We start from the raw sequence: 12073 nt of genomic DNA, 5'->3' as shown, positions 1-12073 counted from the left end.
ACCACGCGCCACTTAGCGAGACCTGAATGCTCAATACCGTTGCGCTGTTCGCCGTCACCGCCGTTGCGGAAATCATCGGCTGCTACCTGCCCTATCTCTGGCTCAAGCAAGGCAAGAGCATCTGGCTGCTGGTACCCGCCGCCCTGTCGCTGGCCCTGTTTGCCTGGTTGTTGTCGCTGCATCCGACCGCCGCGGGGCGGGTGTATGCCGCCTACGGTGGCGTCTACGTTGGCGTGGCGATGCTCTGGCTGTGGCTGGTGGACGGCGTGCGACCGACCTACTGGGACCTGCTCGGCTGCGCCGTGGCCTTGCTCGGCATGGCAATCATCATGTTTGCCCCACGAACGACCTGAATCATATTGCTGGAGTGGCTTTCATGACGATCAAAGTAGGCATCAACGGCTTCGGCCGTATCGGACGTCTGGCCCTGTGCGCCGCCTGGGCCTGGCCAGAGCTGGAATTCATCCGCATCAACGACCCGGCCGGCGATGCCGCCACTCATGCCCATCTGCTGAACTTCGATTCGGTGCATGGCCGCTGGCAGCACGAGGCGCGCAGCGCTGACGACTGCCTGGTGATCGAGCGCAAGCGGATCCGAGTGACCGCGAACAAGGCGATCGCAGACAGCGACTGGTCCGATTGCGATCTGGTGATCGAAGCCAGCGGCAAGATGAAGACCGTCGAAATTCTGCAAGACTATTTACGGCAGGGCGTGAAACGCGTCGTGGTCAGCGCGCCGGTCAAAGAAGCCGGTGCTCTCAATATCGTCATGGGCGTCAACGACGAGTTGTTCGATCCTGCGCAACACCGTATCGTCACCGCCGCGTCTTGCACCACCAATTGTCTGGCACCGGTAGTCAAGGTGATCCACGAGCATCTGGGCATCCGTCACGGTTCGATCACTACCATTCACGACCTGACCAATACCCAGAGCATCCTAGATCAACCACACAAGGATCTGCGACGGGCGCGCGCGTCGGGCATGAGCCTGATCCCCACTACCACCGGTTCGGCGACAGCCATCGCAGAGATCTTTCCCGAACTACGCGGCAAGCTCAACGGCCACGCAGTGCGTGTTCCGCTGGCGAACGCCTCGCTAACCGATTGTGTATTCGAGGTGGAACGCCCGACTAGCATCGATGAGGTCAACCAGTTGCTGCAGGCGGCCGCGAGCGAAGGCCCCCTCCGGGGCATCCTGGGTTACGAAGAGCGCCCACTGGTTTCCATCGACTACCGTACCGATCCGCGATCCTCGATCATCGACGCGCTGTCGACCATGGTCGTCAATGGAACTCAGGTGAAGCTCTACGCCTGGTACGACAATGAGTGGGGCTACGCCAACCGTACCGTTGAACTAGCGCGCAAAGTCGGCCTGACCGGCTAACGAACCGACAACGATCGGGCTCGGCCTGATCGCGGCATTCGCTCAGCTCCGCCACGAATCGCACCGCTAGTGCAACGCATCAGGACTTCTTATGCACGCCCTCACCCGCCTTGCACCGGATGTTCGCCAGTACTTGCTGGTCACCGGCAACTATTGGGCCTTCACCCTGACCGACGGTGCGCTGCGCATGCTGGTCGTGCTGCATTTCCATACGCTCGGCTATACGCCGCTGCAGATTGCCGCGCTGTTCCTGTTCTACGAGATATTCGGGGTCGTCACCAATCTGATCGGCGGATACCTGGGCGCGCGACTCGGACTCAACCGCACCATGAACGTTGGCTTGGCGCTGCAGGTAGTGGCACTGCTGATGCTCACCGTACCCGCAGCGTCGCTGACGATTGCCTGGGTGATGGGTGCGCAGGCGCTCTCCGGCATCGCCAAGGATCTGAACAAGATGAGTGCCAAAAGCTCGATCAAGCTGTTGGTACCTGAGGATCGACAAGGCACGCTGTATAGGTGGGTGGCGGTGCTCACCGGCTCGAAGAACGCGCTCAAGGGCGTGGGCTTTTTCCTCGGAGGAGCCTTGCTCGCAGGCATCGGCTTTCGGGGATCACTGCTGGGCATGGCCATCGCATTGGCGGTGATCTGGAGCGCCAGCCTGTTCCTGCTGAAAAAAGACCTGGGCAAGGCCAAGGCAAAGCCGAAGTTTCGCGAGCTGCTGTCCAAGAGTCGCGCCATCAACGTTCTGTCAGCCGCACGGCTGTTTCTGTTCGGTGCGCGTGACGTCTGGTTCGTGGTTGCACTGCCGGTCTATCTATCGTCTGTGTTTGGCTGGGACTTCTGGCAGGTTGGCGGCTTTCTCGCGCTCTGGGTGATTGGCTACGGCATCATTCAGAGCTTCGCCCCCGCCATCACGGACAAGCAGCGCGACCAGGTTCCGGACGGCCGCGCGGCGTTCATCTGGGCGTTGCTGCTGGCCGGTCTACCGGCGGCCATTGCTCTGGGAATGGGCAGCGGCATGTCGACCGAGACGGTGCTGCTCGGCGGCCTCCTGCTATTTGGTGCGCTGTTCGCCGTGAACTCGTCGCTGCACAGCTACCTCATCGTTTCCTATGCCAAGGCCGACGGCGTGTCGCTGGATGTTGGTTTCTACTACATGTCCAACGCCCTCGGCCGGTTGCTGGGGACGCTGCTGTCCGGCTGGATCTACCAGCGCTACGGCCTGGAGGCTTGCCTGTGGGTCTCGAGCAGCTTCGTGCTGCTGGCAGCCCTGATTTCGACGGGCCTGCCTCGGCATGGTCAGGCAGGCCCATCGGCCGGCTGATCAGCGCTCGGCTGGACTCACAAAATCCGGCTCGTGTCGTTCAGGTCGACCCGCGCACCGCTGTCGGACCTCGTCCGGGCGGCGCATCAGCCGGAACGCTGCCGGTATCACGAACAACGACAGCAGCGGCGCGCTGAGCATGCCACCCACCATTGGCGCGGCGATGCGGCTCATCACCTCGCTGCCGGTCCCCGCGCCCCAGAAGATCGGCAGCAGGCCGGCAACGATCACCGCCACCGTCATTGCCTTGGGCCGTACCCGTTGCACGGCACCTTCACGAATAGCCGCATATAAGCCGGCGGCGTCGTCCTTTCCGACACGCTGCTGCTCGATCCAGGCGTTCTTCAAATAAAGCAGCATGATCACGCCGAACTCCGCAGCCACTCCCGCCAATGCGATGAAACCGACGCCGGTGGCCACCGACAGGTTGAAGCCCATCAGATAGAGGAACCACACCCCGCCGGTGAGGGCGAACGGTAGCGTCAGCATGATCAACAGCGCTTCGTCGAAGCGACCGAAGGTCAGATAAAGCAGCACGAAGATGATCAACAGGGTCGCCGGAACCACCAGCTTGAGGCGTGCGTTGGCGCGTTCGAGAAACTCGAACTGGCCCGAGTAGCTGAGGCTCATGCCCGGCTGCAACTTCACCGTGGCATCGACCGCTTCGCGCAAGTCGGCCACCACCGAGGCGATGTCACGACCTCGCACATCGATGTACACCCAGCCGGTGAGCCGCGCATTCTCACTGCGCAGCATCGGTGGTCCGTCGCTGACCTGGACCCGCGCCACACTGCCCAGCGTGATCTGACTGCCTTGCGGCGTAAGAATGGGCAGCTGCTCCAGGGCGTCCGGCGAGTCGCGCCATTCCCGCGCATAGCGCACGCTGATCGGATAACGCGCCAACCCCTCCACTGTCTCGCCGATGACGGCGCCGCCGATGGCGCTGGAAACGATCGACTGCACGTCGGCGATATTCAGGCCGTAGCGCGCGGCATCCTGACGATCGATGTCGATGTCGATATAGCGCCCACCGACCAGCCGTTCGGCCAACGCCGAGCTGACGCCTGGCACAGCCTTGGCGACCGCTTCGACCTGCTGACTGATGCGGTCGATTTCCTCCAGATTGGCACCGGCGATCTTGACCCCGATGGGGCTCTTGATTCCCGTGGCGAGCATGTCGATGCGGTTACGGATCGGCGGAATCCAGATATTCGTCAGGCCGGGCACCTGGACCGCGCGGTCCAGCTCATCCACCAGCTTTTGTGGCGTCATCCCGTCACGCCATTGGTCTCGAGGCTTGAACTGAATAGTCGTCTCGAACATCTCCAGCGGCGCCGGATCGGTAGCGGACTCGGCGCGTCCGGCCTTGCCGAACACTCGGGAGACTTCCGGCACGGTACGGATCATCCGGTCGGTCTGCTGCAGCAGCTGAGCGGCCTTTTGTGCCGACAGGCCGGGCAGTGCCGATGGCATGTACAGCAAATCGCCCTCATCCATCGGCGGCAAAAACTCCCCGCCCAGGCGCGTCATCGGCCACAGCGTGGTGGCGAGCACCAGCAGCGCGACGGCAATGGTTGTCTTCGGACGCTCCAGTACCGCCTCCAGCGCCGGGCGGTAGATGCGAATCAGGCCCCGGTTGAGCGGATTACGCGACTCGTCAGGCAGGCGCCCGCGAATCCAATAGCCCATCAGCACGGGCACCAGAGTCACCGAAAGCCCGGCCGCCGCCGCCATCGCATAGGTCTTGGTGAACGCCAGAGGCCCGAACAGCCGACCTTCCTGGGCCTCGAGCGTGAACACCGGGATGAATGACAGGGTGATGATGAGCAGGCAGAAGAACAGTGCCGGGCCCACTTCCTGCGCTGCGGCGATCATCACGCGCCAGTGCTCCTCGCCTTCCAGGGTTCGGCCCGGATTGGCGTGGCGCCAGGCTTCAACCCTCTTGTGCGCGTTCTCGATCATCACTACGGCGGCATCGACCATGGCACCGACGGCAATGGCGATGCCGCCGAGCGACATGATGTTGGCGTTGATGCCCTGATAGCGCATCACCGCGAAGGCGATTAGCACGCCGATCGGCAACGAGACGATGGCCACCAGTGATGAGCGCAGATGCCAGAGGAACATCCCGCACACCAGCGCGACGACCACGAATTCCTCCAGCAATTTGAACCCGAGGTTCTCCACCGCGCGGTCGATCAGCTGGCTGCGGTCGTAACTGGTGACGATCTCCACGCCCGCCGGCAGACTCTTCTTCAATGTATCGAGCTTGGCGTGCACCGCGGCCAGGGTTTCCCGCGCGTTCTTGCCGCTGCGCAGGATGACCACACCGCCGACGGTTTCGCCCTCGCCGTCGAGCTCGGCGATACCACGGCGCATCTCTGGGCCGAGCTGGATGTGCGCAACGTCACCGAGCATCACCGGCACACCGGCCTCGCTGAGCCGCAGCGGGATGTTGCGAAAATCATCGAGCGTCTTCAGGTAGCCCGAGGCACGCACCATGTATTCGGTTTCAGCCAGTTCCAGCACGGCACCGCCGGCTTCCTGATTGGCGTTGCCGATGGCTTCGATCACCTGCGCCTGGGTCACCGCAACGCTGGCCATCTTCAGCGGATCGAGCACCACCTGATACTGCTTGACCATGCCGCCGATAGTGGCGACTTCAGCGACGTTGGGCAGCGTGATCAGCTCATACTTGAGAAACCAGTCCTGCAGGCTGCGCAGTTGCGCCAGGTCATGCGTACCGCTGCGATCGACCAGTGCGTACTGGTAGATCCAGCCGACGCCGGTGGCATCCGGGCCGAGCGAAGGCTTGGCGTTGGCCGGCAACCGGCTCTGGACCTGACTGAGGTACTCCAGCACCCGTGAGCGCGCCCAGTACAGATCGGTGTCGTCCTCGAACAGTACGTAGACGTAGCTATCGCCAAAGAACGAATACCCGCGCACCGTCTTCGCCCCCGGTACCGAGAGCATGGTGGTGGTCAGCGGATAGGTCACCTGATTCTCGACGATCTGCGGCGCCTGGCCCGGATACGGCGTGCGGATGATCACCTGCACATCGGACAAATCCGGTAGCGCATCGATGGGCGTGGTGCGAAGCGCCCAGATGCCCACAGCTGTCATTAGCAGCGTTGCCAGCAGAACGAGGAAACGATTGACTACCGACCAGCGAATCAGCGCGGCGATCATTGCTGTTGCTCCTGCTTCTGCAGACGCTCGATCACCAGACCGCTGGAGGTTTCGCGCACGGCGAAGTCCACCCGATCCTCTACTGCCACGTCGTGCAATAGATGAGGGTTGGCCACCGCGAAACGCATGGTCATACCCGGCATGCCGAGGGTATGGAATGGACCATGCGAGATCTTCGCCGACTGTTCGTCGAGCTCGACGATGCGCCCTTCCGAGGCGTGCAACGCGGGGGCCGCGCTGGAAGCGTCGAGAGCGGGCTTAGGCACTTCGAGTGTCGCGGCGGTGAGCCCTCGCAGACTGGCCTCGGAGTCGATCAGAAATTGCCCGGACGCCACGACCTGTTGACCTTCCTCGAGCCCCTGGAGAATCGCCGTCCGGCTGCCACTGTCCGCCCCCAAACGAACCTCGACGGGCCGGTAGCGGCCGCCCGGCTCGGCCACCATAACCAGGGCCCGCTTGCCGGTACGGATCACCGCCTCGCTGGGAATCAGCAGCACCGGTTCGGTGCCGGCATCGGCCAGGGTCACGCTTGCCGTCAGGCCGGGGCGAAGAATCCCGTCAGGGTTGGGCAGTTCGATGCGGACACGTAACGTGCGGCTGGCGGCGGTGGCTTCAGGTAACACAGCGGTCACGCTGCCCTCGATCGCTTCGCCGTCCAACGCCGACAGCCGGGCGCTGGCGTTCTGGCCGACACGTATCGCCCGGCCCTGTGCTTCTGGGACGGCGACTTCGAGCCAGACGCTCTGCAATCCGTTGATCGACGCCAGCGTAGCACCGGCCGATATACTCATCCCTTCACGTACGGCTAGGTCCTGCAACACGCCACCGATGGGCGTGTGAATAGTCAGTTGGGTACGGACCTTGCTGCTGCGCTCCAGCTGGCGGATGACATCTTCGGGCATACCCGCCAGACGCAAGCGTTGACGAGCACCTTCGAGCAGGGCCGGCTCGCCGACACGCCGCAGGGCAAGAAACTCCTCCTGCGCGGCCGCCCACTCGGGAATCAGCAGATCGACCAGCGGCGCACCTTTTTCCAGAACGTCACCCGGCGCGAGGCGATATACCCGCTCGACGAATCCCGCCGCACGCGCTTGCACGAGTGCCACGTCGCGCGCGTTATAGCCCAGTACACCAACCGCCTCGACCCGGCTGGCGAGTTCGCCCCAGGTGACTGTCGCCAGCCGCACGCCGAGGTTCTGCGTCACGCTCGGATCGATGCTGATGCTAGCTGCATCGCCGCTCTCATCGGCGTAGCGAGGCACCAGTTGCATGTCCATGAATGGCGATTTACCCGGCTTGTCGAATTTATGCTGCGGCACCATCGGGTCGTACCAATAGAGGACTTTTCGAGTGGACGGAGCCGCCCCGGTTTGCGCCGACGCATGCGGCATGACCGAGTGGGATTGTTCCTGTGCCAACCAGTAACCGCCGGCAGAGCCGACCAGTGCAGCCAAGCCGATCGCTATGATGGTTTTCGCTGACATCCGGCTCATTGGGCGTCTCCATAGGCGAAATTCAGGCGGGCGGCCGCAACGGCTTGCAGGCCCTGCAGATCGATCTGTTTCAGGCGGGTTTCGATCAGTTCGCGACGGGCGGCGAGCACGGCATCCAGCTCGCCAGTCCCGGCGCGATATCCGGCCAGGGTCAACTCCGCCCGCTCGCGGGCCAGTGGCAGAAACACCTCGCTGGTGCGCACCAGGGCGCGTCGAACTCGTTCGAGTTCGGCCAGATCACCGGCCAACTGCTCGGCGAAGGCTCTCCGACTGGCCTCGCGCTCGGCTTCGAGCTGGTTGAGTTGCGCGTGTGTTGCCGCTATGCGCGGGCTTTGCCGTGAGCGCTGGAAAATCGGCAGGTCGAAACTGAACACCAGATTGACCATGTCGCCATATTCCCGGCCACGCTTGAGGTAGTCGACTTCCCAGCTCCAGTCCGGCTTCCTGTCGGCCGTGGCTTCGCCGATGCGCGCTTGTGCCTCGCGCAACATCGGCTCATACGCAGCAAGTTGCGGATGGCGGTACAACCGCTCCATGAGCGCTTGCTCGTTCACGGCCAAGCTGGGCAGGTCGCCGCTCAGCGGATTCTGGCCCGCATCGCCGATCCAACGTGCCAGCGCCGCGCGCGACTGGCTGCGCAAGCGCACCAGTTCGTCCTCACGCTCGGCCAGCAAAGCCGCCTCCTGGCGGGGTATCACGCTGTCGGCGATCTGCCCGCGGCGTCCGGCAATCCTTGCCTGCACGGTTTCGGCCAGCAGGCGGTTCTCATCGAACAGCGCCTTGAACAGTTCGAGCTTGAGCTCGATCGTATGAGTGGCGATCCAGGCCTGTGCAGTGGCCTGGCGCACTTTGAGCTTCTCGACCTGACGCTCCGCTTCGGCACGGCCAACACTGGCTTGCGCGAGTTCGACACGGGCATTGCGCTTGTCGCGGTTGGGGACGTCCTGCATCAAGCCGACCATCCGCATGGTCATGCCCTCCTCGCCGAGACGCCAGGCCGCGCCCCCTTCGATAGGCAGGTTCTGCACGCCAAGCAGCAACTTCGGATCGGGCAGCTCACCCGCCGGCGTAGCATTCTGCCTGGCTGCGATCAGTTTCGAGGCTTCAGCCTCGAGCGAGGGTGACTGCTGCTCGGCGAGCTGCAGCGCCTGTTCCAATGTCAGTGCGCCAGCCAGCGTTGGCAACAGCATCGCGCCGCAGCACACCACCACGCCAAGCAGACGGGGGTGCAAGTATCGGGATTTCATCTTGAAGATTCCTATGAAGCTGGTGTGCCGCAAGGCACACGTACTGAGCCCATCACCTCGACAGTGAAGGGCTGCTCAGGTCAGCGGAGGAATCAGACGCGGGGTGGACGCCAGTGGTTGTCGTCGAAAGGGGTGGGAATGGCGTCCGGGAAATAGACGGCCATTTTCAGTGGTGCGCTCGCGGGCATTGGACGGGCCATATCCAGCAACAGCATGCTGCCGGACTTGCACTGCTGGCCGCTCGGACACGGCGCTCCGTCATCGTCGTGCGTATGCCCGGAGTCGTCGGCGGCGTTCATGGCCGGGCTGTCCGCATGCGCCAGATGGTCTGCGGGCGCTGCCATGGCGCTCATCGAGCCGCCCATCTGGCAGGGTTCGGAACCCAGCTCGAAAGCGGCCATCCCGTTGACGGGAAGCACCAGACTGATCAAGAGAACGAACCACAACCGTAGATGGCGTTTCATGGCGCGAGTGTATCGGTTCCGCTTGGGCTGGGAAACTGATCCAGATTAGTTTTGGCCGTTTCCTCTCGCACAGGCTTATCGTTGAGCAGGTGACTCAACACCGAGCGCATTTTCCCGGCCTTGACCGGTTTGTTAAGCACGGGCACGCCCAACCCCTGGAGCTGGCGGCGGCATTCATCGCTGCGATCGGCGGTGACCATGACCACGGGTATCGCGTGACCGTAATGCGCACGTAGCGCCGTCACCACGTCCCACCCCGTCACACCATGATCGAGATGGTAATCGGCAAGTATCACCTCCGGAGGCGAGCCGCTCAGCACGGTCAGCGCCGCCGCTTCGTCAGTGGCGGTCAGGACTTCGCAGCCCCACTGCCCCAGCAATGCCGCCATGCTGTGCAGAATGCTCAGCTCGTTATCCAGGACTAACAGGCGCCGACCCGGCAATGGGTCGCCGAGCACTGGCCCCATCATCGGCGCTTCAGCAGGTGGCGCCGTGGGATTGTCGGCCAAGGGTACATCGATGCTGAAGACCGAACCCCGTCTCGGTCGCGAGCGCACCTGCACCCGGTAATCGAGCATCGTCGCGATGCGATCGACAATGGCCAGGCCGAGCCCGACCCCGGCGCGCTCGGCAGCACGCTGCACGCCAAGTTGGTTGAATTCAAGGAAGATCGCCTGCAACTGATCCGCTTCGATACCCCGGCCCGTATCCCAAACCTCGATGCGCAGAAACTCGCCACGTTTGCGCGCGCCCAGCAACACCCGCCCGGCGTCCGTATAGCGGCAGGCGTTGCTGAGAAAATTGCGCAGAATTCGCGTCAGCAACCTGAAATCGCTGCGCAGCGCGTAGGCCGGGACGAAGTGCTCGAAGCCGAGCCCTTTCGCTTCGGCTACGGACTGGAATTCGGAGACCAGCGGCAACAGCACTTCGTCTAGGCGGTAGATATCGATGTCTGGCTTGATGGCCTGTTGGTCCAGCTTGGAGATGTCCAACAAGTCGGCCAACAGGTCCTCGGCGCCTTCCAGCGCCTGATGCGCGCGCTCGACGAGGTTCTGCTCGGCATCCGGCAAGCCGCGCTCGCGCAGGGTCGAAATCAGCAAGCGTGCGGCGTTCAACGGCTGCAGCAGGTCATGGCTGGCGGCAGCCAGGTACTTGTCCTTGCTGTGGTTGGCCGCCTCTGCCGCATCGCGTGCCTTGCGCAGCTCCAGGGTACGTTCTGCAACACGCTGCTCGAGCTGCTCATTGAGTTGCAGCAGACGCAGCTGAGCCAGTTTGCGCTCGGTGATATCGGCGACGAAGCCCTCGACCAGCCCTTCCTCATCGGGTTTGAGCAGCAAGTTCATCATGACGTCGATGGTGCTGCCGTCCTTGCGCCGCAACCGAGTCTCATAGCCGAAGAGACCACGCTGGGTACTCAAAACCTGACGGATCTGCTTCAGCTCCTCTTCACCGCCCATGAACAGGTGGTGGGATAGATCGGTCAGCGCCCAGAGCGTCTCGGCGGGGCTGGCATAACCGAGCATTCGAGCCAGCGCCGGATTGGCGGCTCGGATACCTTCCTGCAGACTCGCCTGGAAAATGCCGTGCACGGCATGCTCGAACAGCCATTTGTAGCGATTTCTCTCGGCTTCCAGTTCCTCCAGGCGTGCCACCAGCTCTGGGTAATGACTCTTGCGCGCCGAGTGCGTACCAAGGCCGAGCAGTCCGGCCAGCGCGTCGGACCGGTCAGAGTGCTTCGGCATACACCACTTCGACGTCGCGCTGGGTCGAGGAGCGCGGGTTGGTGAGGATGCAGGGGTCCTGCATGGCGTGCTGGGACAGGAAAGGAATATCCGAGAGACTCACGCCGTGAAGCCCCAGGGTTTCATTGAATCCGATGGCCTGCTTGAGCTGAATGACATGGTTGACCAGACGGTCGCGAATTTCGCGATGCTGCAGGCCACGGGTATCGATACCGAAGGTCTCGGCAACCACTTTGAACCGATCAGGCGCGGCGCTGTAATTGAACGCCACCACATGCTCGACCAATACCGCGTTGCACAACCCGTGGGGCAGATCGAGGAAGCCGCCGAGGCTGTGTGACATGGCGTGCACCGCGCCCAGAATGGCATTGGAGAATGCCAGCCCCGCCTGCATGCTGCCGAGCATGATTTTCTCGCGCAGCTGGATGTCCGCTGGATTGGCGATCATCTGCACCAGATGGCCGTTGATCAGTCGCATGGCTTCGAGTGCATGCGGATCGGTCAGCGGACCATGGCCGGTGGAGACGAAGGCTTCGATGGCATGGACCAGCGCGTCGATGCCGGTACAGGCGGAGAGAAACGGGTCCATGCTCAGAGTGGTTTCCGGATCAATCAGCGATACATCGGGTACGGCGCCCTTGCTGACGATGGAAAACTTCATCCGCTCTTCTTGGTTGGAGATGATCACGAACTGCGAAACGTCCGCCGACGTGCCCGCGGTGGTCGGGATCAGGATCAGCGGCGGGCTCGGCACCCGCAGCGTATCGACGCCTTCGAACTCGAGGATGCTGCGTCCATGAGCGACAGCAATGCCGATACCCTTGGCACAGTCCATCGGGCTACCGCCGCCCACCGCGACGATGACGTTGCAACCCTCGTCGCGATAGACCTCGGCACCGATCATCACCTCCTCGGAGCGAGGATTGGCGGACACCTGGGTAAACAGGCAGTACTCGATGTCCTGATTCGTCAGGCTGGCCTGAATATCTGCTACCCAGCCCGCAGCCACGACGCCAGGGTCCGACACGAGCAACACCTTGCGGGCACCGAAGTTCTTTGCGTAATTGCCCACGCTGTGGCGACACCCGGCACCAAAGACGATTTCGGGTGAAACGAATTTGCGTTGCAGGCTGATATTGGGGCTCATACTACGGCCTCGGTTATTGTTATACGTCCGGCAAGCGTACTGCTTTCTGCCATCAAAGCAATCCGCAAAAAGTCGCTAGGCTG

9 protein-coding genes are annotated in these 12073 nt (G+C 62.8%); 3 read left to right on the top strand and 6 right to left on the bottom strand.

The genetic code is table 11. The features are described 5' to 3' along the window. Positions 1–26 precede the first annotated feature (26 nt). The 3 genes from MCB86_RS02060 (at position 27) to arsJ (ending at position 2708) form a co-directional block, all read left to right on the top strand. Entirely contained in the window at positions 27–353 is a 327-nt protein-coding gene (locus MCB86_RS02060) for a YnfA family protein (RefSeq protein WP_239609438.1), read from the top strand. 23 nt (positions 354–376) lie between these two features. Next, positions 377–1384, top strand: coding sequence for an ArsJ-associated glyceraldehyde-3-phosphate dehydrogenase (locus MCB86_RS02055; RefSeq protein ID WP_239609436.1), 1008 nt, complete (start codon positions 377–379; stop codon positions 1382–1384). Positions 1385–1475: 91 nt separating this feature from the next. After that, positions 1476–2708: an organoarsenical effux MFS transporter ArsJ gene (gene arsJ, locus MCB86_RS02050; protein ID WP_239609433.1), complete on the top strand. Its 1233-nt coding sequence runs from the start codon at positions 1476–1478 to the stop codon at positions 2706–2708. On the opposite strand, the gene MCB86_RS02045 is transcribed toward arsJ, so the two are convergent. The 6 genes from MCB86_RS02045 to ercA all read right to left on the bottom strand — a co-directional run bounded on the left by MCB86_RS02045 (position 2709) and on the right by ercA (position 11990). Next, on the bottom strand, positions 2709–5897 hold the full coding sequence (locus MCB86_RS02045) for an efflux RND transporter permease subunit (RefSeq protein ID WP_239609430.1): 3189 nt from the start codon (positions 5895–5897) through the stop codon (positions 2709–2711). Beyond that, a complete protein-coding gene (locus tag MCB86_RS02040) occupies positions 5894–7390 on the bottom strand; it encodes an efflux RND transporter periplasmic adaptor subunit (RefSeq protein WP_239609428.1) in 1497 nt (498 codons plus the stop codon). The genes MCB86_RS02045 and MCB86_RS02040 overlap by 4 nt, the downstream gene beginning before the upstream one ends. Next, positions 7387–8580, bottom strand: a complete 1194-nt coding sequence (locus tag MCB86_RS02035) for a TolC family protein (protein ID WP_239609484.1) — start codon at positions 8578–8580, stop codon at positions 7387–7389. Before MCB86_RS02035 ends, MCB86_RS02040 begins: the two co-directional genes overlap by 4 nt. Positions 8581–8729: 149 nt before the next feature. Next, positions 8730–9101, bottom strand: coding sequence for a hypothetical protein (locus MCB86_RS02030; RefSeq protein WP_239609425.1), 372 nt, complete (start codon positions 9099–9101; stop codon positions 8730–8732). After that, a complete protein-coding gene (locus tag MCB86_RS02025) occupies positions 9098–10843 on the bottom strand; it encodes a NahK/ErcS family hybrid sensor histidine kinase/response regulator (protein WP_045162021.1) in 1746 nt (581 codons plus the stop codon). The genes MCB86_RS02030 and MCB86_RS02025 overlap by 4 nt, the downstream gene beginning before the upstream one ends. Next, a complete protein-coding gene (gene ercA / locus MCB86_RS02020; RefSeq protein WP_045162020.1) occupies positions 10827–11990 on the bottom strand; it encodes an alcohol dehydrogenase-like regulatory protein ErcA in 1164 nt (387 codons plus the stop codon). Before ercA ends, MCB86_RS02025 begins: the two co-directional genes overlap by 17 nt. Positions 11991–12073: the final 83 nt, after the last annotated feature.

This window comes from Pseudomonas sp. KSR10 (assembly GCF_022355455.1).
In the GTDB taxonomy this organism is placed as follows: domain Bacteria; phylum Pseudomonadota; class Gammaproteobacteria; order Pseudomonadales; family Pseudomonadaceae; genus Stutzerimonas; species Stutzerimonas stutzeri_E.
This window is presented reverse-complemented; position numbering and strand designations above follow the sequence as displayed.